Annotated in this window: 22 protein-coding genes; 10 read left to right on the top strand and 12 right to left on the bottom strand. The window is 66.8% G+C overall.

Annotation, left to right across the window (positions count from 1 at the left end; translation table 11 throughout):
• Positions 1–64: 64 nt before the first annotated feature.
• The 3 genes from IB273_RS04200 to IB273_RS04190 are packed head-to-tail and all read right to left on the bottom strand — an operon-like array spanning position 65 to position 1,910.
• The gene (locus IB273_RS04200; RefSeq protein ID WP_192223328.1) at positions 65–307 is read right to left on the bottom strand and encodes a DUF2790 domain-containing protein; all 243 of its coding nucleotides are present in this window, start codon (positions 305–307) and stop codon (positions 65–67) included.
• Positions 304–864 (bottom strand): cytochrome b, encoded by a 561-nt coding sequence (locus IB273_RS04195; protein ID WP_225610074.1) that lies wholly within the window; start codon positions 862–864, stop codon positions 304–306. The genes IB273_RS04200 and IB273_RS04195 overlap by 4 nt, the downstream gene beginning before the upstream one ends.
• Positions 864–1,910: a catalase family peroxidase gene (locus tag IB273_RS04190; RefSeq protein ID WP_192223327.1), complete on the bottom strand. Its 1,047-nt coding sequence runs from the start codon at positions 1,908–1,910 to the stop codon at positions 864–866. The genes IB273_RS04195 and IB273_RS04190 overlap by 1 nt, the downstream gene beginning before the upstream one ends.
• A gap of 162 nt (positions 1,911–2,072) precedes the next feature.
• On the opposite strand from IB273_RS04190, the gene IB273_RS04185 reads away from it, so the two are divergent.
• Positions 2,073–2,582, top strand: a complete 510-nt coding sequence (locus IB273_RS04185; protein WP_192223326.1) for a sigma-70 family RNA polymerase sigma factor — start codon at positions 2,073–2,075, stop codon at positions 2,580–2,582.
• Positions 2,579–3,337: an anti-sigma factor family protein gene (locus IB273_RS04180; protein ID WP_192223325.1), complete on the top strand. Its 759-nt coding sequence runs from the start codon at positions 2,579–2,581 to the stop codon at positions 3,335–3,337. The genes IB273_RS04185 and IB273_RS04180 overlap by 4 nt, the downstream gene beginning before the upstream one ends.
• 541 nt (positions 3,338–3,878) lie before the next feature.
• Here the strand turns inward: IB273_RS04180 and IB273_RS04175 are convergent.
• The 3 genes from IB273_RS04175 to IB273_RS04165 form a co-directional block, all read right to left on the bottom strand.
• Positions 3,879–5,717, bottom strand: coding sequence for an amidohydrolase (locus tag IB273_RS04175; protein WP_192223324.1), 1,839 nt, complete (start codon positions 5,715–5,717; stop codon positions 3,879–3,881).
• Positions 5,718–5,736: 19 nt separating this feature from the next.
• Entirely contained in the window at positions 5,737–6,291 is a 555-nt protein-coding gene (locus IB273_RS04170) for an antibiotic biosynthesis monooxygenase (RefSeq protein WP_081520544.1), read from the bottom strand.
• 73 nt (positions 6,292–6,364) lie between these two features.
• Entirely contained in the window at positions 6,365–7,381 is a 1,017-nt protein-coding gene (locus IB273_RS04165; protein WP_081520545.1) for an alpha/beta hydrolase, read from the bottom strand.
• A 506-nt stretch (positions 7,382–7,887) separates the two neighbouring features.
• Here IB273_RS04165 and IB273_RS04160 point away from each other — a divergent pair.
• Both IB273_RS04160 and IB273_RS04155 read left to right on the top strand, forming a co-directional pair.
• Entirely contained in the window at positions 7,888–9,891 is a 2,004-nt protein-coding gene (locus IB273_RS04160; RefSeq protein ID WP_081520546.1) for a peptidase U32 family protein, read from the top strand.
• 156 nt (positions 9,892–10,047) lie between these two features.
• Positions 10,048–10,449, top strand: a complete 402-nt coding sequence (locus IB273_RS04155; RefSeq protein WP_081520547.1) for a hypothetical protein — start codon at positions 10,048–10,050, stop codon at positions 10,447–10,449.
• Here the strand turns inward: IB273_RS04155 and IB273_RS04150 are convergent, their stop codons facing one another.
• The 3 genes from IB273_RS04150 to IB273_RS04140 form a co-directional block, all read right to left on the bottom strand.
• The gene (locus tag IB273_RS04150) at positions 10,450–11,781 is read right to left on the bottom strand and encodes an OprD family porin (RefSeq protein ID WP_318652463.1); all 1,332 of its coding nucleotides are present in this window, start codon (positions 11,779–11,781) and stop codon (positions 10,450–10,452) included.
• The gene (locus tag IB273_RS04145; protein WP_192223323.1) at positions 11,778–12,956 is read right to left on the bottom strand and encodes a DUF1624 domain-containing protein; all 1,179 of its coding nucleotides are present in this window, start codon (positions 12,954–12,956) and stop codon (positions 11,778–11,780) included. The genes IB273_RS04150 and IB273_RS04145 overlap by 4 nt, the downstream gene beginning before the upstream one ends.
• A 110-nt stretch (positions 12,957–13,066) precedes the next feature.
• On the bottom strand, positions 13,067–13,687 hold the full coding sequence (locus tag IB273_RS04140) for an FMN-binding negative transcriptional regulator (protein WP_192223322.1): 621 nt from the start codon (positions 13,685–13,687) through the stop codon (positions 13,067–13,069).
• Between the two features lie 214 nt (positions 13,688–13,901).
• On the opposite strand from IB273_RS04140, the gene IB273_RS04135 reads away from it, so the two are divergent.
• The 3 genes from IB273_RS04135 to IB273_RS04125 all read left to right on the top strand — a co-directional run bounded on the left by IB273_RS04135 (position 13,902) and on the right by IB273_RS04125 (position 17,485).
• Positions 13,902–15,098 (top strand): GGDEF domain-containing protein, encoded by a 1,197-nt coding sequence (locus tag IB273_RS04135; protein WP_192223321.1) that lies wholly within the window; start codon positions 13,902–13,904, stop codon positions 15,096–15,098.
• Between the two features lie 108 nt (positions 15,099–15,206).
• Positions 15,207–16,730, top strand: coding sequence for a diguanylate cyclase (locus tag IB273_RS04130; protein ID WP_192223320.1), 1,524 nt, complete (start codon positions 15,207–15,209; stop codon positions 16,728–16,730).
• A complete protein-coding gene (locus IB273_RS04125) occupies positions 16,727–17,485 on the top strand; it encodes an SIR2 family NAD-dependent protein deacylase (RefSeq protein ID WP_225610073.1) in 759 nt (252 codons plus the stop codon). Before IB273_RS04130 ends, IB273_RS04125 begins: the two co-directional genes overlap by 4 nt.
• Positions 17,486–17,703: 218 nt before the next feature.
• Here IB273_RS04125 and IB273_RS04120 read toward each other — a convergent pair whose 3' ends face one another.
• Positions 17,704–17,919, bottom strand: coding sequence for a hypothetical protein (locus IB273_RS04120; RefSeq protein WP_192223319.1), 216 nt, complete (start codon positions 17,917–17,919; stop codon positions 17,704–17,706).
• Here IB273_RS04120 and IB273_RS04115 point away from each other — a divergent pair.
• From IB273_RS04115 to IB273_RS04105, 3 genes are read left to right on the top strand one after another with little or no spacing between them, the layout of a single operon-like run.
• Complete coding sequence (locus IB273_RS04115) at positions 17,905–18,630, top strand: gluconate 2-dehydrogenase subunit 3 family protein (protein ID WP_192223318.1); 726 nt, start codon at positions 17,905–17,907, stop codon at positions 18,628–18,630. The genes IB273_RS04120 and IB273_RS04115 overlap by 15 nt on opposite strands.
• Positions 18,631–18,659: 29 nt before the next feature.
• Positions 18,660–20,432 (top strand): GMC family oxidoreductase, encoded by a 1,773-nt coding sequence (locus IB273_RS04110; RefSeq protein ID WP_192223317.1) that lies wholly within the window; start codon positions 18,660–18,662, stop codon positions 20,430–20,432.
• 10 nt (positions 20,433–20,442) lie between these two features.
• Positions 20,443–21,741, top strand: coding sequence for a cytochrome c (locus IB273_RS04105; protein ID WP_192223316.1), 1,299 nt, complete (start codon positions 20,443–20,445; stop codon positions 21,739–21,741).
• 1 nt (position 21,742) lies between these two features.
• Here IB273_RS04105 and IB273_RS04100 read toward each other — a convergent pair whose 3' ends face one another.
• Positions 21,743–22,846: an agmatine deiminase family protein gene (locus IB273_RS04100; protein WP_192223315.1), complete on the bottom strand. Its 1,104-nt coding sequence runs from the start codon at positions 22,844–22,846 to the stop codon at positions 21,743–21,745.
• Between the two features lie 10 nt (positions 22,847–22,856).
• Positions 22,857–23,954: an extracellular solute-binding protein gene (locus tag IB273_RS04095; RefSeq protein WP_192223314.1), complete on the bottom strand. Its 1,098-nt coding sequence runs from the start codon at positions 23,952–23,954 to the stop codon at positions 22,857–22,859.
• Position 23,955: the final 1 nt, after the last annotated feature.

The raw sequence follows: 23,955 nt of genomic DNA, 5'->3' as shown, positions 1-23,955 counted from the left end.
TATCAATATGTGAGCGGAGCAGGCGCAATAAGATGGCACCTGCCCCAACGCTCAGTTTTCTCCCTCAATTCTCATTCCCACACCCCTGCCCCCAAACCGGATACCGCAGCGTATGCCGCTGCCCGGTGCTGTCCTCGTAGGTCATCTCCACCTCGCGAATTCCGCAGAAATCCAGGTCCGGCTGTTGCACCACGCGCTTGATGTCGAGTTTCTGGCCGTAGTGGTAGTCCTGCACCGGAGGAACGTCCTGCGCGGCGACGGCCGCGCAGGAGGTGAATAGGCAGGCGGCAGCGAACAAGCGCTTCATGGCCGGTCCCCGCTGGAGCTGCGCGGCATGGGTGCGCCGGTCATGCTCGAGAGGACTTCGTCGCGGCGGATGAGCCCGTGGAACAGCGCGGCGGCGAGGTGCAGGAGGATGGTCGCGAGCAAGGCGTAGGCGATGAAGGTGTGGGCGCTGCGCAGGAGGGTGTGCAGTTGCACCGAGGGCGAGACCAGTGCGGGCAGTTCGAGGCCGCCCCAGAGCACCACGGGGTAGCCGCCGGCGGATTGCATGGTCCAGCCCACCAGCGGCTGCGCCAGCAGCAGGCCGTAAAGCGCCAGGTGCGAGAGGTGCGCGGCGCTGCGTTGCCAGCCGGGCATATCGCTGGGCAGTGCGGGGATGCGCTGGGTCAGGCGCACAACGATGCGCAGCAGTACGAGTACCAGCAGCGCCGCGCCCAGGGGTTTGTGGATGGCAACCAGCGCGGCATGGCGCGGTGAGACGCTGGCGACCATGCCCAGGCCGATCAGCAGCATGGCAAGCACCAGCATGGCCATCAGCCAGTGCAGCACACGCAGGGAGAGCGGGAAGTAAGTCGGTTTCATCAGTGGGTCTCCTGGGCCTGCTCGCGGGTACGACGGTTGAAGGATTCCGAGTAGGCGGCCGAGCGGGCGCTGAGCAGTGGGTCGTCGGAGGCGCGGATGCCGTCGGGGAGGATCAGCGGGTCGTAATTGACGTCGCGGCAGTCGCCGCCGATTTCTGGTTGCAGGCGCTCGATCACCAGTTCGCCGGCGTCCACGGTGCGCCGGCTATCGGGCCAGGCCTGGGTGGGGTCGACGGTGCTGTCGCCGGGTTCGCCGAGGGTGAACTGCAGGCGCCAGCGCAGCGGGCCGGCAGCGATGCGCTGGGCCAGTTCGGCGGCGAGGAAGTCGGCGTCGCCGCGCTTGTCGGCGGACAGCGGCTCGACCGGCGCTTCGGGCTGCACGGACCAGCGCACCGGCTGCTCCTTGCCTTCCTTGTTCACCAGATAGAACGCGTTGAGGCTGTAGTAAGCGCTGTTGGCGTAGCTGGAGGACGGCGTGGAGGACTTGGCCCACTTGAGGAAGGCCTGGGTCTCGGGGTGCGACTTGAAGAAGGCGCCGGCCTTTTCCGGGTCGGGTTTGCCGGTGCCCGGCTGTGGCGCGGTGGCCTGTTGCAGGGCGTAGAAGCTGGCAACGTCACGCACGACGAAGACCGGCATGGCGTTCATACCGGTGCGCCATTCCTGGCCGTCGGCCGGCTGGAAGCGCAGGGCCAGGCTGCGGATCGGCGCGGCGCCGTCGCTGGCCTTGGGGTTGCCGCCGGGGATGGCGAGGCGCCCTACCACCGGTACGCGGCCGACGGAGAACAGGCTGGCGCGGGACAGGCCGACAGCGCCGCCATTGCTGTCGAAATGGCCGATCACGCACAGGCCCTTGGCGTGGTTGCGCCGGTAGCCGGGGTAGACGCCGGCGTTGTGCTCCAGGGTGTTGATCACGCTGGCCGGGGTGAGCCGCTGCGGGTCGAGCCAGCCGGCGACGTAGGCGAAGACTGCGGCCACGCCGAGCACCACGGCGCCGATGGCGGCCAGGCGCAGGGGCACGTTGGGTGCGGTGGGCGGTGTTTCTGTCATTTCCAGCTCCTCAGGCTTAGGCTGAATGCGTTGAGCCGGTACGACGCACCGTGCGACGGGTTATTCCCGCCGATGGCGAATAAATTATTTTTTCCCGCGAAGGGAATAGATCGCCGCAGTATTCGTCTTTCTCGCTCGAACCCACCCACTCCTGGCGCCCCGATGCACTCACTGGACGACCATTCACTGCGCGAACTGCTGCCTCGGCTGCGGCGCTTCGCGCTGTCGCTGACCCGCAGCGCGAGCAGCGCCGACGACCTGGTCCAGGCGACCCTGGAGAAGGCGCTGTCGGCCTGGACCGGCCGCCGCGACGACGGCGACCTGCGCGCCTGGCTGTTCTCGATCCTCTACCGGCACTTCATCGACGGGCAGCGCCGGGCGAAACGCTATGCGCGCCTGCTCAGTCTGTTCGGTGCGGACAGCGCGGTGAGCGCATCGCCCGAGGACATCGTCAGCGCCCGCTCGACGCTGGAGGCCTTCGAGCGCCTGCCCGCCGAGCAGCGTGCGTTGCTGACGCTGGTCAGCGTCGAGGGCCTGAGCTACCGCGAGGTGGCCGAGGCACTGGATATTCCCATGGGCACCGTCATGTCCCGCCTGTCGCGCGCCCGCACGGCGCTGCGCGCGTTGAGCGAAGGACAGACGGCGACTCCTTCTTTGCGGGTACTGAAATGAACGAACGCATCCCCGACGGCACTCCCCAGGAACAGGATCTGCACGCCTACATCGACGATCAGCTGGAGCCGGCGCGCCGCCAATGGGTGGAAGCCTGGCTGGCCGCCCACCCGGGCGACGCCCGTCGCGTGGAAGGCTGGCGGCAGGACGCCCAGCAACTGCGCGCGGCCTTTGCCGGGCAGGCCCGTGGTGCGCTGCCCGAGCAGCTCGATCCGGCGCGTATTCGCCGGCAGATCCAGCAGCGGCGGCGCTCGCGCCTGGCCACGGCGGCGGCCCTGCTGGTGGCGCTGGGCGTCGGTGGCATGGGCGGCTGGCAGATGCGCGGCGACGCGATGATGCGCGGCATGGTGCCGATGCAGGACGCGGTGCAGGCTTACCGCTTGTTTGCCGATGCCAACCAGAACGGCCTGGACTTGCGTGATGGCGGCGACCTGCGCGGCTGGCTGGCTCGCTACCTGAAAGACGCCCCGCCACCGCCGGCGCTGGAGCAGGTTGGCCTGAAGACGGTTGGCGCCCGCTTGCTCGCGACCGAACAGGGCGCGGCGGCGCTGGTGATCTACGAGGATGGTCAGGGGCGGCGGTTGACCTTCTTCATCCGCCCGCCGGGCCCGCGCCACGAGATGTTGCCGCAGGGGCAGCGCACGGATGGCGACCTGCTGGCGCGCTACTGGAGCCAGGGCGGCTACAACTATGCGCTGGTGAGCCGCAGCGATGACCCGCAGGCGCAGGCCGTGGGGCAGTTGGTGGGGTTCTGAGCGCGGGCATCAGGGTAAGCGCATGGTCAGCCTGCAGGAGCTGGCCAAGCCTGCGACAGACCCCGCGCCGGAACAACACGGACTCAGTCCGCTGGCACGCACGTAGGATGGGTGGAGCGCAGCGATACCCATGCTGATGGTGCGCCGATCGATGGGTATCGCTGCGCTCCACGCCATCCTACAAAGAGTCCGTCGGTGGAAATGCCGCAGCGGTTAGCGCGGACGGTGTCCGCGGTTCGCGGGCATGGGCTGGGCGCCCCCGCCCATCCTACAAGTGAAGCGTGGAGCCAATCTGTAGGAGCTGGCCATGCCTGCGACAGAGCCCGCGCCGGAACAACGCGGACGCAGTCCACTGGAGCAAACGTAGGATGGGTGGAGCGAAGCGATACCCATGCTGTCGGTGCGCGGATCGATGGGTATCGCTGCGCTCCACGCCATCCTACAAAGAGTCAGTCGGTGGAAATGCAGCGGCGATTAGCGCGGACGTTGTCCGCAGGTCGCGGCATGGCCCGCTCCTCCAAGGAGCGGGCCATTGGTGGGGTCAGAAGGCGAAGCACGAGCAGCCGAATGCGCCCCAGAAGCCCTGAAAATCACTCACCGGCACGCTCGACTGGCGGGCGCGTTCGTGGCTGTGGCCATGCACGCCGCAGGAACCGACGCACTGGTGCACGGCATTCTGCAGCGGCGCCTGCGGGCGCCAGTGGCCGGGGACCTTGGCTACCGGCGACCAGTCCGGCAGTACCGGAATGGCGCTCGGCGCCTGGCGTTCGAAGTCGCCGCTGCCGAACACCACGCGGCCGTCCACCACGGTCAGCACTGACTCGATGGCCTTGATCTCTTCCTCCGGCACGTTGAAGTAGTCCGCCGAGAGCACCGCCAGGTCGGCCATCTGTCCGACCTTGAGCATTCCCTTTTTGCCCTGCTCGTTGGAGAACCACGCACTGCCATGGGTGTACAGCTCCAGCGCTGTGCTGCGAGGCAGTCCTTCCGGGTACAGCTCCATGCCGCCCACGGTCTTGCCGCTGACCATCCAGTACAGCGAGGTCCAGGGGTTGTAGCTGGAGACACGGGTGGCGTCGGTACCGGCGCCAACGGGCACGCCTTCGGCCAGCATGCGCTTGATCGGCGGCGTGGCTTCGGCGGCCTGTTTGCCATAGCGGTCGACGAAGTATTCACCCTGGAACGCCATGCGGTCCTGGATGGCGATGCCGCCGCCCAGCGCCCTCACCCGCTCGATGTTCTTCGGCGAGATGGTTTCACAGTGGTCGAAGAACCAGTGCAGGCCGTTGAACGGGATGTCCCGATTGACCTTCTCGAACACGTCGAGCATCCGCGAGATGGATTCGTCGTAGGTGGCGTGCAGGCGGAACGGCCAGCGCTGCTCGACGAGGTGGCGCACCACCGGCTCCAGTTCGGCTTCCATGGTGCCGGGCAGGTCGGGGCGCGGTTTGAGGAAGTCCTCGAAGTCGGCGGCGGAGAACACCAGCATCTCGCCGGCGCCGTTGTGCCGCAGGAAGTCGCTGCCCTGCCCGTACTGGACGCTGCTGGTCCAGTTCTTGAAGTCGGCCAGTTCTTCCTTGGGTTTCTGGGTGAACAGGTTGTAGGCAATGCGCACGGTGAGCTGGTTGTCTTTCTCCAGCTGTTCGATCACCTGGTAGTCGTCCGGGTAGTTCTGGAAGCCGCCGCCGGCGTCGATGGCGCTGGTGACACCCAGGCGGTTCAGCTCGCGCATGAACTGGCGGGTGGAGTTGACCTGGTAGTCGAACGGCAGCTTCGGCCCCTTGGCCAGGGTCGCATAGAGGATCATCGCGTTGGGCCGCGCCACCAGCATGCCGGTGGGCTCGCCCTTGCTGTCGCGGACGATCTCGCCGCCGGGCGGGTTCGGCGTGTCTTTCGTGTAGCCGACGACGCGCAGTGCGGCACGGTTGAGCAGCGCGCGGTCGTATAGGTGCAGGACGAACACGGGGGTGTCCGGCGCCGCCTGGTTCAGCTCCTCGATGGTCGGCATGCGCCTCTCGGCGAACTGGAATTCGTTCCAGCCGCCTACCACTCGCACCCATTGCGGCGACGGCGTGCGCAGGGCCTGCTCCTTGAGCAGGCGCAGGGCGTCGGCCAGGGACGGCACGCCTTCCCAGCGCAGTTCGAGGTTGTAGTTCAGCCCGCCACGGATCAGGTGCAGGTGCGAGTCGTTGAGGCCGGGGATCGCGGTGCGCCCCTTGAGGTCGATGACGCGGGTGGCGCCGGCGCGGAAGGCCATGGCCTCGGCTTCCGTGCCCACGGCGATGAACTTGCCGTCGGCGATGGCCACGGCGGTGGCCTCGGGTTTCTCGCGGTCGACGGTGTGGAAGCGGCCGTTGGTCAGGATCAGGTCGGCGTACATGGCGATGTTCCTCTTTCGATCAGCGGGCATTGAGCCAGGCGGAGAACAGGCGCGTGGCCCGTGGCATGAAAACGTAGACCACCAGCAGGACGATGGTCGCGACGATGAGCATGTTGGCCGGGACGAAGCCGCCCAGCAGCGGGACCTGGGCGAACAGCGGGCGCCAGAGCTGCGGCACCAGCATCACCAGCGGCAGGATCACCAGGTAGGAGATCGCCGCCTGCTTCCAGCGCGGTGGCTGCTTGTGGGGGGTGTCCGGGGTGGTGAACCAGAATTCGTGGGCGGTGTGCAGTTCCTTCTGCTCGACGTCGATCAGGTGCGGGTTGGCGCGGTCGATCAGCTCGTGGCGCTGCGGCGAGTCGAGCCAGGCCTGCAGTTCATTGGCGCTGGCGAAGCGCAGGACCGAGGTGAAATGGTCGCCCTGGCGCATCACGTCCACGCCCAGGTGGCCGGGGAACTCGCTGGCGGCACGGGTCAGTTCGCGCAGGATGGCTTCATAGGCGGCGACGCTGTCGGGGCGGGCGCGGTGGCGGATGATCAGGGTGACGGATTCTTGCGGCGTGGGCTGGCTCAAGGGGGTTCCCTCCGGAGAAGTGGCCTCCCCCGCCCGGCGGCGAGGGAGGAAAGCGGCTGGTTGGATAAGCGGCTTACTGCAGGTGAACCTTCAGCTCTTCACCGGCCTGGCGCATGGCGGCCTGTACCGCGGGCACCTTGCTCACCACGTTGAGCAGACCGTAGTCGTGGATCATTCCGTTGTAGCGCACGGAAGTGACAGCCACACCGGCGGCGTCGAGTTTGCGACCGTAGGCTTCACCTTCGTCACGCAGCACGTCGGATTCGGCGGTCTGGATCAGGGTCGGCGGCAGGCCCTTGAGCTGGTCGGTGGTGGCGCGCAGGGGCGATGCGTAGATCTCGGCGCGCTGTTTCGGGTCGGTGGTGTAGCTGTCCCAGAACCACTGCATCATCGGCTTGGTGAGGAAGTGTCCCTGGGCGAACTGGTTGTACGAGCCGGTCTCGAAGCTGGCGTCGGTCACCGGCCACAGCAGCGCCTGGAAGCGCAGCTTGGGCGTGCCCTTGTCCTTGGCCATCAGCGCGACTACCGCTGCCATGTTGCCGCCGACACTGTTGCCGGCCACAGCCAGGCGCTTGCCGTCGACGTTGATCTCCTTGCCGTGTTCGGCGACCCATTGGGTCGCGGCGTAGGCCTGGTTGATCGCGACCGGGTAATGCGCCTCGGGGGACGGGGTGTAATCGACGTAGACAGCAACCGCGCCGGAGTTCACCACCAGGTCGTGGATCAGGCGGGCGTGGGTCGGGTAGTCACCCAGCACCCAGCCACCGCCGTGGAAGAACATGAACACCGGCAGAGTGCCCTTCACGCCGGCCGGGCGGACGATGGTCAGCTTCACCGGGCCGACGTCGGTCTGCACGGTCTTCTCGCTGACCTGGGTGCCGGAGAGATCGACCTTCACCGAAGCCTGGGCGCCAGTCAGCACCGCGCGGGCATCTTTCGGCGAGAGGGTTTCCAGGGGCTGGCCCTTGCCGGCTTCCAGGGCTTCGAGGAAGGCCTGGGTGTTGTGTTCGACGGTGGGATTGCCGGCGGCGAAGACGTTGCCGATAGCCAGGGTGAGGGAGGCGGCGAGCAGGGATTTCTTGGCGTTCATGATTCGGTTCCTTGAAAGTGGGGAGAGGTGTTCCGAGAGGACGAACGAATCTTGATCCATGCCCGCAAAGCGCGGAATAGACAGGGTTGCAGGGTCACTTTGCAGTTCTGCAAGGGCATCTCAAGGGCCTTGCAGAATTGCCGGAGCTGGCGGTGCGACCCGTAGGAACTGGCCATGCCTGCCCGCGCCGAAACAACGCGGACATAGTCCGCTGGCACGCACGTAGGATGGGTGGAGCGCAGCGATACCCATGCTGCCGGTGCACGGGGCGATGGGTATCGCTGCGCTCCACGCCATCCTACAAAGGGTTAGCCGATGGGATCGGAGCGGCGGTTGGCGCGGACGTTGTCCGCGGTTCGCGGGCATGGCCCGCTCCTGCAGGGGCAGCCGGGACGACCGGGGGTTACGCCGCCCGGCACGCCACGGGTGCCGGCGCGGCGTTTGGCCGGTACAATGCGCGATTGCCCGTGTCATACCTGACAAGCACGCCTGATAAAGAAGAAATCATGTCCTTGCCCAAACACCATCTGGAACTGCTCAGCCCTGCCCGCGATGTGCATATCGCCCGCGAGGCCATCCTGCATGGCGCCGACGCCGTCTACATCGGTGGCCCGAGCTTCGGCGCGCGGCACAATGCCTGCAACGAGGTGAGCGATATCGCCCAGCTGGTGGAGTTCGCCCACCGCTACCACGCGCGGGTGTTCACCACGATCAACACCATCCTCCACGACAACGAGCTGGAGCCGGCGCGCGCGCTGATCCACCAGCTCTACGACGCCGGCGTCGATGCGCTGATCGTGCAGGACCTGGGCATCATGGAGCTGGACATCCCGCCGATCGAGCTGCACGCCAGCACCCAGACCGACATCCGCACCCTGGAGCGGGCGAAGTTCCTCGATCAGGCCGGCTTCTCCCAGCTGGTGCTGGCCCGTGAGCTGAACCTCAAGGAAATCCGCGCCATCGCCGACGAGACCGATGCCGCCATCGAGTTCTTCATCCACGGCGCGCTGTGCGTGGCCTTCTCCGGTCAGTGCAACATCTCCCACGCCCAGACCGGCCGCAGCGCCAACCGCGGCGACTGCTCCCAGGCGTGCCGCCTGCCCTACACCCTGAAGGATGACCAGGGCCGCGTGGTGGCCTTCGAGAAGCACCTGCTGTCGATGAAGGACAACAACCAGAGCGCCAACCTCAGCGCCCTGGTGGACGCCGGCGTGCGCTCCTTCAAGATCGAAGGGCGCTACAAGGACATGGGCTACGTGAAGAACATCACCGCCTATTACCGCCAGCGCCTTGACGGCATTCTCGCCGAGCGCCCGGACCTGGCCCGCGCCTCCAGCGGCCGCACCGATCACTTCTTCGTGCCGGACCCGGACAAGACCTTCCACCGCGGCAGCACCGACTACTTCGTCAGCGACCGCAAGATCGACATCGGCGCCTTCGACTCGCCGACCTTCACCGGCCTGCCGGTGGGCACCGTGGAGAAAGTCGGCAAGCGCGACCTGCTGGTGGTGACCAAGGACCCGCTGTCCAACGGCGACGGCCTCAACGTGCTGGTCAAGCGCGAAGTGGTCGGTTTCCGCGCCAACATCGCCGAGCCGAAAGGTGAATTCGAAGAGGACGGCGAGAAGCGCTACCGCTACCGCGTCGAGCCCAACGAGATGCCCGAGGGACTCTACCGCCTGCGCCCGAACCACCCGCTGTCACGCAACCTCGACCACAACTGGCAGCAGGCGCTGCAGAAGACCTCCGCCGAGCGTCGCGTCGGCCTGTCGTGGGTCGCAAAACTGCGCGAAGAGCGCCTGGAACTGACCGCTACCAGCGAGGAAGGCGTCAGCGCCAGCGTCGCCCTGGACGGCCCGTTCGGCGCCGCCAACAAGCCGGAACAGGCGCTGGACCAGTTGCACGACCTGCTCGGCCAACTGGGCACCACCCAGTACCACGCCGACCAGATCGAGCTGGACGCCCCGCAGGCGTTCTTCATCCCCAACTCCCAGCTCAAGTCGCTGCGCCGCGAAGCCATCGAAGCGCTCACCGAAGCCCGCGTGCAGGCCCACCCGCGCGGTGGCCGCAAGGCCGAAACCAGCCCGCCGCCGGTGTACCCGGAGTCGCACCTGTCGTTCCTGTACAACGTCTACAACGAGAAGGCCCGCGAGTTTTACCACCGCCACGGCGTACAGCTGATCGACGCGGCCTACGAGGCCCACGAAGAGACAGGCGAAGTGCCGGTGATGATTACCAAGCACTGCCTGCGCTTCTCCTTCAACCTGTGCCCGAAACAGGCCAAGGGCGTCACCGGCGTGCGCACCAAGGTGCAGCCGATGCAGCTGATCCACGGCGACGAAGTGCTGACCCTGAAGTTCGACTGCAAGCCGTGCGAGATGCACGTGATCGGCAAGATCAAGGGCCACATACTCGGCCTGCCGCAACCGGGCAGCGAAGGCGTGAGCAACATCGTCGGGCAGATCAGCCCGGAAGACCTGCTCAAAACCATTCGCAAGCCGGCGCACTGAGGCTGACCTGGACGTGTAGGAGCGAGCTTGCTCGCGAACAGCCCAGCATCTGAGGTGCCGGGAAATTCGTTCGCGAGCAAGAGCCAGGCGTCCCCCTCGCCCCTACAAAGAGCAATCTCCCTGCGCAATTCCCCGATCCCCCGCTATGATCGGGACATGACCGCCACTCCCCCGCTCCGCCAGCAATGCCCGCCCGGCGCCTGCAACTGCGACCGGGAACGCCTGCTGGAACAGCCCGACGCCGACCTGCGCATCCTGCTGCTCACCCGGCACGAGGAGCAGCGCCTGCTGGAGCGGCTGGAGAACCTCAAGGACCTGTCCGACCTGCAGCGCATGCAGCACAAGCTCTACGAGCAGCTCGGCATCCGCCTGCACATCGCCCCCGGCTTCAACGAAGTGCGCACCATGCGCGGCATCGAATTCGACTTCGACGAGCAGCCCGGTCTCTGTCGCAAGACCCGCCAGGCCATACCCGCCGCGATCCGCCGGGGCCTGGAGAGGAACCCGGAGATCGCCTGGCGCCTGCTCGACGCCCACGACCTGCTCGGCGGGCTCTGATCAGAAGCCGCCGTCCAGCGGGTATTCCACGGCAACCCTCAGCTGATCGGTATTGAGCTCCGCCTGCGCAGCATTGGCGCGGTGGCTGTTGTGCATCAGCACCAGCCGCAGCCCCTTGGCCGGGCCTTCCGGCACGCGGTATTGCAGCATCAGGTCGCGTTCCCAGTGCTTGCCGCCCTCGCCGTAGCCCAGGTACGCGTAGCCGCCACGCGGGTTGACGTGGCTGCCATCGATGTCCGTGCCACGCACGTAGGCCGCCGCCATCGACAACCCCGGCGCGCCGAAGCAAGCCAGGTCCAGGTCATAGCGCAACTGCCAGGAGCGTTCGTTGGGCGCATTGAAGTCCGATAGCTGCACCGCATTGGTGAGGAAGATCGCCCCACGCGTCACGTAGTCGAACGGCGTGTCGCCCTCGACCTGCTGGTAACCGACACTGAGCCGGTGTGCGCCGAAACCGTAGCCGCCGAGCAGGCTCCAGGTGGTGTTGTCGATACGCCCGGAGAGCGCCTGACCGGTGTCTCGGGTGCGGTAGAGGTTGAGGTTCAGCGACAGGTCCTGCCCCGCGCCCAGTGGTTGGCTGAAGGTGCCGCCCAGGTAGTCCTGGCGCCAGCTGTCCTCGTAGCGCGAGGTGAAGAGGCTCAGGCTTGCCGACTTGGCTGGCGCGTAGGTGAAGCCCGCGAGGTCGAAGGCATCGCCCTGGCGGGCGTTGGAGTAGTTCACCACGAAGCCGCGATCATGGCTGGAGGCGTTGCGATCGGTGCTTTCGGTGAAGTGCCCGGCCACCAGCCGCAGCCCGGAGAACTCCTCGCTGGAGAGGAAGAAGCCGGTGGCCGTTTCCGGCAGCAGGCGACTGTCGGACGAGCTGAACACCGGCGTCTTCACCCGCTGCTCGCCCCACCAAAGGGTGGTCGAAGACATCCGCGCCTTCAACGCCGCGCCGCCGCGGGCGAAGCTGTCCTTGGGGTGGCCTTCGTTATCCAGGCCCACCAGCCGTGCCTTGCCGGCACGCCCACCGCCGCTGTCCAGCAGCACGCCCTGGTAGAGGTGGGCGTCCAACCCCAATCCGACGCTGCCCTGGGTGAAGCCTGACTGCAGGCTGCCCATCAGCCCGTAGGCCCACTCCTCCGCATAGCCATTGCGCTCGCTGCGCGGCTTGTACGCATTGCGCGCGCCACTGTTGCGGTCGCCGTGGCGGTACTCGCGCTGGTCGAACACCGTGCGGTTGAGCAGGCTCCAGCGGCTGTCCTCGACGAAACCGCCGGACTCCTCCTGCGCCGCGCCGAACGCCGGCGCGGACAGCGCCAGCAGCACAGCGGAACTGCGCAGCCTCACAGGTACTTCAGCCAGGCAATATCGCGACGACGGGCCTTGAGCCCGGCGAACCAGTGCACCGGCGGGTACAGGGCGACGATCAGCACCAGCGCACCAACCCAGACCGCCCACACCGAATCGAAGCCGAAGTACTGCCCGTGGTTCAGCCCCCAGATTGCCGCGGCGGCCAGGTACAGCAGCTTCAGCACATAGAGGTGCAGCAGGTAGAAGAACATCGGCGCCGCGCCGAACACCGCCAGCCAGCGCGCCAGTGCGCCCTGCCCTCGGCGCTCGAAGAACACCAGCAGGAGCAGGCCGATGCCCAGGGTCAGCGCCAGGAACAGCAGCGACGGTGGGTACTTGGTGATGTTGAAGAAGCTCATCAGCAGTTGCAGGTCGGTATCGCCATCGCCCCAGGGCTTCTCGCCATAACCGTTGTTCAGGCGCAGGGCGATGAATCCGCCCAGCGCGATGGCCGCCGCCAGCAGCAGGTTGCGGGTGCGCCGGGCAGCATCGGCGGAACGACCGAACCAGGGGCCGGCGGCATACCCGAGGGCAATCACCCCGATCCACGGCAGCAACGGATAGGACGTGCGCAAGCGCAGCGCATCGCCCACCTCGATCCAGCCGCGGTCATGCAGCACCGCCCAGGGCACGTGTGCCCAGTGGCCGGGCGCGAAGTGCAGCCCATCGAGCAGGTTGTGCCCGGCCACCAGCGCCACTCCCAGCACCACCAGCGCGGCGCGCGGCAGCCAGATCAGCGCGGAAAGCGCCAGCATGCTCAGGCCGATGGCCCAGATCACCTGCAGGTAGATGACCTGCGGCGGAAACTGGAAGGTCCAGGCGAAGTTCACCAGGGTGATTTCCAGCAGCACCAGGAACAGCCCGCGCTTGAACAGGAAGGCCGAGACCGCCGCGCGGCCCTCGTGTTTCTCGCCATAGAGGAAAGCGGAAAGCCCGGTGAGGAAGACGAACACCGGCGCGCACAGGTGCGCCAGGGTGCGGCTGAAGAACAGCGCGGGGTCGGTCTGGGTCACGTCCATCGGGTCGCTCACCTGCAGGTGCAGGTAGAACGTCTCTCGGACGTGGTCCAGCAGCATGAAGAGGATCACCAGCCCGCGCAGGGCGTCGATGGAGTGGAGTCGCGTGGCGGTTTTGGCAATAGAAGGTATTGCGGGGCTCAGTGCGGAGGTCATGGGCGAGATCGATTGCGAGTTAATTGTAATATTATTACATTCCACGCAGCCGATCCGCCAACCCTTCGAAACATGCGGACATGTCTGGAACGGGCCTCAACGGCACGGACTCAGCCCAGCGCGCCCTTCATCGCCGCGGAAAGCTCGCCACTGCCGAGCTGCTCCAGCCGCTCGGCGGCACCCAGGCGATCGCGCACTTCCTTGTTCTGGCTGAGCTTCGACTTGCCGATGATCTCGCCGATCTCCACCTCGATGCCGACGATGTTCGCCAGCATGCCGCTGATGAATTCCGGGGTGGAGTCGCTCATCTTCCAGGGCTTCTCCTCGCTCGCTTCGTGGGTGCGCGTCAGGCGCCCGACCACACCGCGCACGAAGCGCTCCTCGTCCATGACCTTGAGGCGACCACGAACGTGCACCACCTGGTAGTTCCAGGTCGGCACCTGGCGGTGCGCCTCGTGCTTGCTCGGGTACCAGTTGGGCGAGACGTAGGCATGCTCGCCACGGAAGATCACCAGCACCTCCTCGCCGTCGGCCTCCTGCCAGACCGGGTTGTTGCGGGCGACGTGGGCGCGCAGCAGCGGCTTCTCGCCGGTGAGCTCCAGCTCGAACGGCAGGTGGTTGGCGTCCAGCAGGCCGTCATGGCCGGTGACCAGGATGCCCAGGGGATAGTCGCGGATCAGCCGGTGCAGCTCGTCCGGGCGGGTTTCCTCGAAATGCGCAGGTACGTACATGTCAGGCCTCGACAGCAGATGATGGCGGTCATCATGCCGCCGCATTGGCTCCCTATAAAGATCCATTAGCGACCCCGATGACAGAGCCAATCCGCGGGAACCGACGTTTTGGTACAGCCTGTGCATCGCCCCGCTGGACGGCGATGGTGCCGCACCCTACTCTAGCCCTTGGCCAGCATTCGCCCTGGATGGCAGACACAGGCTCCCACTCTCGATGACCGCACCCGAGTTCCCCGCCGTTCCTCCCCGGCAGCAATACCAGGGGAGAATTCCACCGCGCCTGCAGGATGCCTACAAGGCGTATGTGATCCAGCATTACCGGCGCTTCCTGCTGGCGATCAACTTCATCGCCATGGCCGCCTACGACTCCTACGTACTGGCCGACGCGCTGCTCATCCCCGACATGGCCAGGGAATCGCTGTTCCTGCGCACAGGCCTCAGCCTGATCGGCCTGATCAACATCTTCCTGGTGTTCCGCTTCAGCCGCAGCGTGCTGGTGATGGACCTGCTGATGCCGGTGCACGACATCATCTCCACCATCGCCTGGTTCGAACTGCTCAAGCGCAGCGCCTCGCCGGACGTGCCGTTCTTCCTCTATGCCTCGGTGGTGTTCGTGCTGCTGGGCAATCTCGGCGTGCGCTACTCCTTCAAGGGCATCGCGCTGGTCTCGGCGATCATCACGGCGATCATTCTCTACAACGTCTGGCTGATCCACGACGGCGCCGCCAAGCCGCTGCTGATCTTCACCCTGGTCTACCTGCCTATCGCGCTGTTCAGCCTGTTCATCAGCTGGACCAACATCAAGGGCGTGCGCCAGGCCTTCCTCGCCGACCTCGAAGAAAAACGCCAGCGCACCGAGCTGGCAGCACTCAACCTGCGCCTGCAGGAGCTGGCCGCCACCGACGGCCTCACCGGCGTGGGCAACCGCCGCTCGCTGGACCTGCAGCTCAACGAGAGCTGGCACGGCATGCGTGCCCACGGGCGGCCCTTCGCCCTGCTGATGGCCGACATCGACTACTTCAAGCCCTACAACGACCACTACGGCCACCAGGCCGGCGACCGCTGCCTGTGCCAGGTGGCCGAAAGCCTGGTGGGCACCCTGCGCGGCGGGCGCGCCAACGTCTATCGTTATGGCGGCGAGGAGTTCGCCATCCTGCTGGAGGCGACCAGCGCCGAGGACCTGCGCTGCGTCGCTGAACGGCTGCGCGAACAGGTGGCGAGCCTGGGCATCGAGCACTTCTACCGGCCCGACAGCCTGCGCCACCTGACCATCAGCCTCGGCGCAGCCATGGCCAACGAAAGCGGGCTGCAGGAGCCACGCGAGTTGCTCGCCCGCTGCGACCAGCACCTGTACGTCGCCAAGCAGAAAGGTCACAACCGTGTGCAACTCAGCGGTATGCAGGGCGTCTGACGAACGACACGTAACCCGGTGAGCGCGGCCGGCGTCTCCCTGCACTCGCTGCGGACGATGCCCGCCAAGCACGGCAACCGCCACAGGGACCGACCCAACGAGGCCAGAGTGAAACGCGACATCCGTCTTGCCATCCTCCTGCTGTCGATCATCAGCCTTGCCGTGGCCGCCGCCACGGCGTGGGAGCTGTGGTCGGCGCGCGAGCGCACGCTGGCGGAAACCACCACGCACAACCTCAACCTCACCCAGGCGCTGGATACCTACGTCGAAGGCATCGTCACCCAGAGTTCCATGCTGCTGCTCGGCCTGGCCGAACGCCTGGAGCACGAGGGACGCGGCGCGCCCCAGCTGCAACGGCTGAACGACCTGGTGCGGAGCCAGCAACACCTGCTCGCACAGCTCAACGGCGTCGGCATCTACGATGCCCAGGGCAACTGGCTGATGACTTCCAACGGCCCCTTCCCGCCCGGTGCCAACAGCGCCGACCGCGGTTACTTCATCCACCACCGCGACAATCCCTCGCTGGACGCCTATATCGGCGAACCGATCCACAGCCGCGCCACCGGCGTCTGGGTAATCACGGTCAGCCGCCGCTACAACGACGCCCAGGGCAACTTCGCCGGAGTGATAGTCGCCACCCTCGGCGTGCAGGACTTCCTCCGTCTGTTCGGCAAGATCGACATCGGCAAGACCGGCGCCATCGGCGTGGCCACCAGCAACGGCCAGGTGCTGGTGCGCTACCCCTTCCGCGAAAGCGACATGGGCCGCGTGCTGTCGCGCTCGCCGATCTTCACCCAGTATCTGGAGAGCGCCACGGTCGGCAGCGCGACCTTCGCCTCCTCGCTGGACGGCATCGAGCGCATCTACGCCTTCCGCAAGAACGAGCGCTACCCGCTGGTGACCTCGGTCGCCCTCGGCAAGGACGAAGCCCTCGCCGCCTGGGCCGCCGACGCCCTGCGCACGGTGGCCATCGCCTTCGGCCTGCTGATGGTCATCGTGGTCATCGGCAGCCTGCTGATCCTCGCCATCCAACGCCGCATCGGCACCGAGCGCCTGCTGCGCGACGCCCGCGAGGACCTGCTCAAGGCCAACCGGCAGCTGGAAGTGCTCGCCTCGCGGGACCCGCTCACCGGCCTGGAGAACCGCCGCAGCTTCGACGAGCACCTGCTCGCCGAACTGCGCCGCGCCCACCGCGAACGTTCGCCACTGGGGCTGCTGCTGATCGACGTGGATCATTTCAAACGCTTCAACGACACCTATGGCCATCCGGCCGGCGACGACTGCCTGCGGCGCATCGGCCGCGTCCTCGCCGACAGCGTGCGGCGTCCCGCCGATCTGGCCGCGCGCTACGGCGGCGAGGAACTCGCGGTGATCCTGCCCAACACCGGTCCTGACGGCGCCCTGGCCGTGGCCCAGCAATTCATGCAGCGCCTGCAGGGGGCCAACCTCACCCACGCCGGCAGCCCCCTGGGCCGCATCACCGCGAGCATCGGCATCGCCACCCTGCCGAGCGGCAGCGACAGCACCCCACAGGCCCTCATCGAAGCCGCCGACCGCGCGCTGTACCGCGCCAAGGCCGCCGGGCGCAATCGCCTGGAAAGCGCGCCCACGCCCCAGGAAGCCCCGCAATGATCCTCGATTCCGCGCTCATCGATGCACTGCGCAAGGCCCGTCACGTCGTGGTGTTCACCGGTGCTGGTGTTTCCGCCGAGAGCGGCATCCCCACCTTCCGCGATCGCCTTACCGGGCTGTGGGAGCGTTTCGACGCGGCCTCCCTGGCCACCGCCGAAGCCTTCCGCGCGGACCCGACGCTGGTCTGGGGCTGGTACGAATGGCGCCGCAGCGTCGTCCACCGTGCCCAGCCCAACCCGGCGCACCTGGCCATCGCCGCGCTGGCGAGCAAGGTGCCCAGGCTCACGCTGATCACCCAGAACGTCGACGACCTCCACGAGCGCGCCGGCAGCCAGGACGTCACCCATCTGCACGGCCAGCTGGAACTCCCGCGCTGCTTCCAGTGCCAGCGCGAGCCGGTTGCGCCGCTGCCGGTACCGGACGAACCCGAGGCCGGCCGCCGCGTGCAACCGCCGGCCTGTGCCCATTGCGGCGGCCCGCTGCGCCCCGGCGTGGTGTGGTTCGGCGAAAGCCTGCCGCTGGACGCCATCACCCACGCCTTCCAGGCTGCCGAACAGTGCGACCTGCTGATCTCCGTCGGGACCTCCGGCGTGGTCTACCCCGCAGCGGAGATTCCCGAGATCGCCTGGCGCCTGCGCGCGAGCGTCCTGCACGTCAACCCCGCCCCCGGCCCGTTGCACGGCGAGCGTGATTTCGCCCTCGCCAGTGCAGCGGGCGTCGCCTTGCCGGCCCTGTTGAACGCGGCATTCGGCTGACGCCGCGCCGACAGGATGCTCTGCCCATCCCATGAAGCTGGTAGCGCTCGATTGATTCATGCGCGTTCAATTAATGGACGCCACACCCGGAACTTCCTTCGGCGCAGTTAATTATCTGCAGCGTTATAAAGAACAACAAAAGCAGTCTTTCAAACCATAAAGTTCCCAGGACTTTTCCTGCGGCTCCTACAACACGCCTTTCATATCAACCAACAACTTCACAACTTCAGTCCGCCCCACTTCCCCCGCCACTGCCCCAGCGCGACGCTGCTCCAGGCGTTCGCTGCGTTCATTCGCTGCGACTGCATCCACGGCACGCTCCTGCATTTCAACGACATCGGTCCTCGAGCCCCGGCCATGAACCCCTGGCCGTCCGCCTGTTCGATCACCACGGCCGATGCGTACTGGAGAAATACTTCATGAATCGTCGACATACACTGAAGTCCGGACTCATCCTGATTGGCAGCGCTACGCTCGCCACCCTGCTGCGCCCCGCCGGCGCCGCCAGCCAGATCCTCACAGGCAGCCGGCGCTGGACCGCCGCCGATACCGCGCCGCCCTTGCCGGTCGACCCGCGTCTGCGGGTGTTCTTCAACGAGCACGAGGCTGCCCAGATCAAGGCCATCTTCGACCGGCTGATCCCCGCCGACGAGCTGTCCATCAGCGCTTCCGAAGCGGGCTGCGTCACCTTCATCGACCACCAACTGGCCGGCGACTATGGCAAGGGGACGGCGCGCTACGCGTCGTCCCCCTTTTTGCCGGGCAGCGCGCAACAGGGCGAGCAGGGTCCGCTGACGCCGGCCGACCGCTACCGGACCGGGCTGGCTGAAGTCGAGAAGGACTGCCGGGCCCGCTTCGAGAAGTCCTTCTCGCAACTCTCCACCGATGACCAGGACCGCTACCTGGAAGACCTGGAAGCCGGGCGCATCGCCTTCTCGCTGCAGCCCTCCGACACCTTCTTCGCCCTGCTGCTGGCCAACGTCCGCGAAGGTTTCCTCGCCGACCCCGTGTACGGCGGCAATCGCGACATGGCGGGCTGGAAGATGATCGGTTTTCCCGGCGCCCGCTACGACTACCGCGACGTCGCAGCCCTGAAGGGGCAGCCACTGGATATCCAGCCCGTCAGCCTCATCGGGCGCATCTGAGTCCGCGTTCCGCGAAAGGAGCCACCGTCATGCATTACACCCGTGAAAAGGCCGATGTGGTCATCGTCGGATTGGGCTGGTCCGGTTCACTCATGGCCGAGGAGCTGACCCGCGCCGGGCTGAATGTGGTCGCCATCGACCGCGGGGCCTGGGAGCAGGCCCATCGCAACTACCCGCCGAACATCACAGCGGACGAACTGCGCTACGGCGTGCGCCGCGAGGCGCTCCGGCCGCCGGGCGTGGAAACCCTGACCTTCCGCAATGCCCCCTCGGAGACCGCCCTGCCGGGGCGCGACTGGAACAGCTGGCAAATGGGCAACAGCGTCGGTGGCGCCGGCAAGCACTGGGCGGCCAACGCCTGGCGCTTCTCGCCGGCAGACTTCCAGATGGCCACGCGGGTGCGCGAGCGCTACGCCGGCATGCCCCTGGCCGATGGCCTGATCCTGCAGGACTGGGGCGTCAGCTACGACGACCTGGAGCCGCATTACGACCGCTTCGAGAAGATCGCCGGCATTTCCGGCAAGGCCGGCGTGCTGGACGGGCACGCCGTTGCCGGCGGCAACCCGTTCGAAGGCTCGCGCAGCAGCGAATACCCGACTCCGCCACTGGAACGCTCGCACTGGAACGAACTGTTCCACACGGCCACCCAGCGCATGGGCTACCACCCCTTCCCCATCCCCGCCGGCACCCTCGGAGCGCCCTACACCAACCCGCTGGGGATCAACCTCGCGCCCTACACCTACTGCGGCTACTGCGGCTTCTACGACTGCGGCAACTGGTCCAAGTCCTCGCCGAACGCCTGCGTGATACCGGCGCTGATGGACCGCCACAACTTCACCCTGCTCACCGAATGCACGGTGCTCAGGGTGGAAAAGCTCCGGGCTGACCACCGCGTTTCCGGCGTCACCTTCCTCGACTCGGCTGGTGGCGTCGGCTTCCAGCCGGCGGACATCGTGGTGATCGCGGCCTACCAGCTGGACAACGTGCGCCTGCTGTTGCTCTCCGGGATCGGCCAGCCCTACGACCCGGCGAATCGCAGCGGCACCCTGGGCCGTGCCTACAGCTACCAGACCATGTCGTACGGGTTCCTGTACTTCGACGACGAGTACATGAACCCCTTCATCTCCACCGGCGCGCTGTCCACCCAGATCGATGATTTCAACGGCGACAACTTCGACCACACGGGCCTGGGTTTCATCGGCGGCGCCGGCATCCAGGCACTGTCCGACCAGGGCACGCCGATCGGCATGGCCGACCGTATCCCTCCCGGCACGCGGCAATGGGGCAGCGAGTGGAAGAAGGCCTTCCGTCACAGCTACCAGAACTACGCGAAGATCCAGGGCCAGGGCACGTCCTACTCCCACGCCGACAGCTACCTCTCGCTGGACCCGACCTACCGCGACGCCAATGGCCTACCGCTGCTGCGCATGACCTTCGACTACAACGAGAACGACCGGCGCATGGCCGAGTTCATCCGCCTGAAGATCGAGGACATCTGCCGCGAACTCGGTGCCCGCAGCTGGGAAACCGTCGCCTTCCCCGCCCAGCACAATTCACCTTTCCGCGCCTACGACAGCTCACACACCATCGGTGGAGCGGTGATGGGAAGCGACCCCGGCACCTCGGTGCTCAACCCGTTCCAGCAGCACTGGGACGCCCACAACCTGTTCGTCCTGGGTGCTTCGTCGTTCCCCAACAACGCCGGCTACAACCCCACCGGCACCCTGTGCGCCCTGGCCTTGTGGACCGCCAGGGCCATCGTCGGCGACTACCTGCGGCAACCCCGCCCACTGGTGAGCTGAGGGACATCCCATGAAAACAACCACGAAACGTGCGCTGTCCATCCTCGCGGTGACTGCACTGCTCGTCGGGCTGGGCTATGCCGGCGCAGTGGCCTACGACCTGCAGCAACGCTACCCGCAGACCCGCGGAAGCCTCGCCGCCTCCGCCCTGAAAACACAGCTGGAGCGCGGCCGCTACATCGCCGATCTGGCGGACTGCGTCGCCTGCCACAGCGCACCGGGCGGCCAACCCTTCGCTGGCGGCTATCGTCTGGAAACTCCCTTCGGCCCACTGCTGTCCTCCAACATCACCTCCGACCCGCAGACCGGCATCGGCGGCTGGACCCAGGAGCAGTTCGACCGCGCGGTCCGCCACGGCAAAGGCAGCCACGGCTATCTCTACCCGGCGATGCCCTACACCGCGTATGGCCGCCTGACCGACCAGGACCTGGCGGACCTGTGGCAGTACATCAGGACCTTGCCGCCGGTCAGCAACGCAGTGGTCGAGAACCAGCTGCCGTTCCCCTTCGACCAGCGCTGGCTGCTCGCCGGCTGGAACCTGCTGTTCTTCCGCGCGACGCCCTTCGAGCCCGATCCGCGCCGGAGCGACGCGTTCAATCGCGGTGACTACCTGGTCAACGGCCCCGGCCACTGCACGGTCTGCCACACCGCGGTGAACTTCCTCGGCGGCGACAGCGAGGACTCCCTGCAAGGCGCCGTACTCGCCGGCTGGCACGCCCCGGACCTGACAGGCAACCTGCATACCGGGCTTGGCCACTGGACCACCGATGACATCGTCCTGTACCTGAAGACCGGCACCAACCAGCTCAGCGTGGCCTCCGGCCCGATGACCGAGGCCATCGAGAATTCGACCCAGTACCTGACCGAGGAAGACCTCGCCGCCATCGCCGAATACCTCAAGACCCTTCCCGCCAGCGTCAAGCCTCGGGCCGAGCAGTTGTCCTCCGTTGCACCCGCCATGGTTTCGGGCAAGCGGATCTACGACAGCCAGTGCAGCGCCTGCCACGTCAGCGACGGTTCCGGTGTGCGGCAGATGATCCCCACGCTCGCCGGCAACCCGGTGGTCAACGCGCGCGATCCGGCTTCGCTGCTGCGCATGCTGCTCAACGGCAGCGATGGCCCGCGCACCGCTGGCAACCCCACCGGAGCGGGGATGCCGGCGTTCGACTGGCGACTGGCCGACGATCAGGTCGCTGCCGTGCTGACCTACATCCGCAATACCTGGGGCAACGCCGCGCCCGGAGTCGACGCCCGGCAGGCGGAGCAATCCCGCCAGGAAACCGGTGCGCGTCCCTGGGCCGGCGGCTGATTCACACTGCCGGCATCTGCAACGTCACGCAGTGGATGCCACCGCCCCCAGCAGCAATCGGGTCGATGTTCAGCTGCACGATCTCGCGGTCCGGGTACAGCTCGCTGAGCAAGGCATGGCAATGCTCGTCCGCCGCCGCATCGCCGAACTTCGGCGCAATCACCCCGCCGTTCACCGGCAGGTAGTTGATGTAGCCGGCAGCGAAGTCCGGGTTGTCGCGGTTGTAGGCGTTCGGCTTGGGGTTCATCGGCGGTGGCAGGCTGTGCAGTTCAAGCTTGCGACCATCGGCGTCGGTGGCGTTCTTCAGTATCTCCAGGTGCCGGCGGGTAACCTCGTAGTCGTAGGAACGCTTGTCGTTGTCCAGGTTGACCACCACCACGCCCGGCTCGACGAAACGCGCATAGAAGTCCACGTGCGCATCGGTGATGTCCTTGCCGCGAATGCCCGGCAGCCAGATCACCTTGCGCAGCCCCAGCATGCGCTTGAGCTCCGCTTCGATACGCGGACGCGTCCAGCCCGGGTTGCGGTTGTCGTTGAGCCAGCAGCTCTCGGTGAAGATGGCCGTGCCGTGGCCGTCCACCTCGATGCCGCCGCCCTCCCCGCACAGTTCGCTGACGAGGGCTTTGGCCTCCACGTCCTCGGCCAGCGCTGCCGACACTTCACGGTCGCGCTCGGCGTGCTGCTTGCCGCCCCAGCCGTTGAAATTGAAGTCGGCCAGCGCCAGGCCGCCCGGCGCATCATTGACCAGGAAGCAGCCGCCGTAGTCGCGCACCCAGATGTCATCCACCGGCACCGGCAGGAAGTCGATGTTCTGGCCAGCGCACGCGCGCTTGGCCTCGGCCTGCTGCTCCGGCCGGCAGAGCACCGTCACCGGCTGGAACTCGGCGATGGCGCGAGCCAGCCGCGCCACCGTGGCATTGACGTCCGGAGCGATGTCTTCCCAGACGTCAGGGCTCGCCGCGTAAGCAACGAACACCCGCTCCTGCTTGCGGTGCTCGTCGGGCATGTACCAGGGCTTCGCCGCCAGGGCGACGCGGCCCAGGCCAAGCCCGAGGCCCGTCGCCAGCGTCATGCCGGCGCCGAGCAGGTTCCTGCGTGTCATCATCTTCGCCTCCTCAACCACCGGTGCCGGTCTTGAAACTGGTCCAGGTGCGCATCCGCGAACGCATGTCGCGCTGCGGGATGTCCTTGCCGGGGAACAGTCGCGCGTAGGCCTTCTCATCAAGATAGATGTCCGGGTTGTCGCGCATGCTCGCCTCGACCATCGGCCGCGCCTTGGCGTTGGACGTCGGGTAGCCGGTGGCGTTGCTGATCGCCGCCATCACGTCCGGGCGCATCAGGTAGTTGATCAGCGCGTAGGCGTACTCGGGGTGCGGCGCGTCGGTGGGGATGGCCATGGTGTCCATCCACACCGAAGTGCCTTCGCGCGGTACGCGGTACTCGAAGCGTTCGGGCTTCTTCGCATCAATGGCGGCGCGTTGCGACTGGATCACGTCGCCGCTGTAGCCCAGCGACAGGCACAGGTCGCCATTCACCAGCTGGGTCACCGGCTGCGACTGGAACTTGCGGATGTACGGGCGGATGCCGTTGAGCACCGCTAGCGCATCGCTCAGGTCCTGCGGCTTGCCGCTGCGCGGGTCGCGGCCGAGGTAGTTGAGCACCACGGCGAGCACCTCATCCGGCGAATCGATCATCGAGATGCCGCAGTCGGCGAAGTGCTTGGCCAGCTCCGGCTTGAACATCAGGTCGAGGCTGTTCACCGGTGCGCCAGGCATGCGCTGCTCGATCTTCGCCTGGTTGTAGGTCAGGCCGATGCTGCCCCAGGTGTAGGGCACCACGGCATGCCGCGAGTACGGGTACTTGGTCTGCAGGCTCTGCAGGCCCGGCTCGATATCGCCCAGGTGTTCCAGCTTGCTGTCGTCGAGCTTCTGCAAGGCGCCGGCGCGCATCAGGCGCTCGGCCACGGTATCGCCGGGGAAGATCAGGTCGTAGCCGCTGTGCCCGGCCATCATCTTGGCCTCCAGCGTCTCGCTGCTGTCCATCACGTCGTAGATGACGCGGATGCCGGTTTCCTGGGTGAAGTTCGCCAGCGTGTCGGGGGCGAAGTAATCCGCCCAGTTGAACAGGCGCAGGACCTTCTCTTCGGCCGAGGCCGGTTGCAGGGTGCACGCCAGGGACAACCCCAGCGCGCCGATCAGCAGTTGCTTGTTCATG

This window comes from Pseudomonas sp. PDM19 (genome assembly GCF_014852215.1).
GTDB lineage: Bacteria > Pseudomonadota > Gammaproteobacteria > Pseudomonadales > Pseudomonadaceae > Pseudomonas.
The sequence above is the reverse complement of the archived record's forward strand: the minus strand, read 5'-3'. Positions and strand labels throughout refer to the sequence as shown.

What these genes read in the sequence shown, in the direction of transcription:
- IB273_RS04200 (WP_192223328.1), bottom strand. Translation starts at nt 307, where the DNA reads ATGAAGCGCTTGTTCGCTGCCGCCTGCCTATTCACCTCCTGCGCGGCC.
- IB273_RS04195 (WP_225610074.1), bottom strand. Translation starts at nt 864, where the DNA reads ATGAAACCGACTTACTTCCCGCTCTCCCTGCGTGTGCTGCACTGGCTG.
- IB273_RS04190 (WP_192223327.1), bottom strand. Translation starts at nt 1,910, where the DNA reads ATGACAGAAACACCGCCCACCGCACCCAACGTGCCCCTGCGCCTGGCC.
- IB273_RS04185 (WP_192223326.1), top strand. Translation starts at nt 2,073, where the DNA reads ATGCACTCACTGGACGACCATTCACTGCGCGAACTGCTGCCTCGGCTG.
- IB273_RS04180 (WP_192223325.1), top strand. Translation starts at nt 2,579, where the DNA reads ATGAACGAACGCATCCCCGACGGCACTCCCCAGGAACAGGATCTGCAC.
- IB273_RS04175 (WP_192223324.1), bottom strand. Translation starts at nt 5,717, where the DNA reads ATGTACGCCGACCTGATCCTGACCAACGGCCGCTTCCACACCGTCGAC.
- IB273_RS04165 (WP_081520545.1), bottom strand. Translation starts at nt 7,381, where the DNA reads ATGAACGCCAAGAAATCCCTGCTCGCCGCCTCCCTCACCCTGGCTATC.
- IB273_RS04160 (WP_081520546.1), top strand. Translation starts at nt 7,888, where the DNA reads ATGTCCTTGCCCAAACACCATCTGGAACTGCTCAGCCCTGCCCGCGAT.
- IB273_RS04155 (WP_081520547.1), top strand. Translation starts at nt 10,048, where the DNA reads ATGACCGCCACTCCCCCGCTCCGCCAGCAATGCCCGCCCGGCGCCTGC.
- IB273_RS04145 (WP_192223323.1), bottom strand. Translation starts at nt 12,956, where the DNA reads ATGACCTCCGCACTGAGCCCCGCAATACCTTCTATTGCCAAAACCGCC.
- IB273_RS04140 (WP_192223322.1), bottom strand. Translation starts at nt 13,687, where the DNA reads ATGTACGTACCTGCGCATTTCGAGGAAACCCGCCCGGACGAGCTGCAC.
- IB273_RS04135 (WP_192223321.1), top strand. Translation starts at nt 13,902, where the DNA reads ATGACCGCACCCGAGTTCCCCGCCGTTCCTCCCCGGCAGCAATACCAG.
- IB273_RS04125 (WP_225610073.1), top strand. Translation starts at nt 16,727, where the DNA reads ATGATCCTCGATTCCGCGCTCATCGATGCACTGCGCAAGGCCCGTCAC.
- IB273_RS04115 (WP_192223318.1), top strand. Translation starts at nt 17,905, where the DNA reads ATGAATCGTCGACATACACTGAAGTCCGGACTCATCCTGATTGGCAGC.
- IB273_RS04120 (WP_192223319.1), bottom strand. Translation starts at nt 17,919, where the DNA reads ATGTCGACGATTCATGAAGTATTTCTCCAGTACGCATCGGCCGTGGTG.
- IB273_RS04110 (WP_192223317.1), top strand. Translation starts at nt 18,660, where the DNA reads ATGCATTACACCCGTGAAAAGGCCGATGTGGTCATCGTCGGATTGGGC.
- IB273_RS04105 (WP_192223316.1), top strand. Translation starts at nt 20,443, where the DNA reads ATGAAAACAACCACGAAACGTGCGCTGTCCATCCTCGCGGTGACTGCA.
- IB273_RS04100 (WP_192223315.1), bottom strand. Translation starts at nt 22,846, where the DNA reads ATGATGACACGCAGGAACCTGCTCGGCGCCGGCATGACGCTGGCGACG.
- IB273_RS04095 (WP_192223314.1), bottom strand. Translation starts at nt 23,954, where the DNA reads ATGAACAAGCAACTGCTGATCGGCGCGCTGGGGTTGTCCCTGGCGTGC.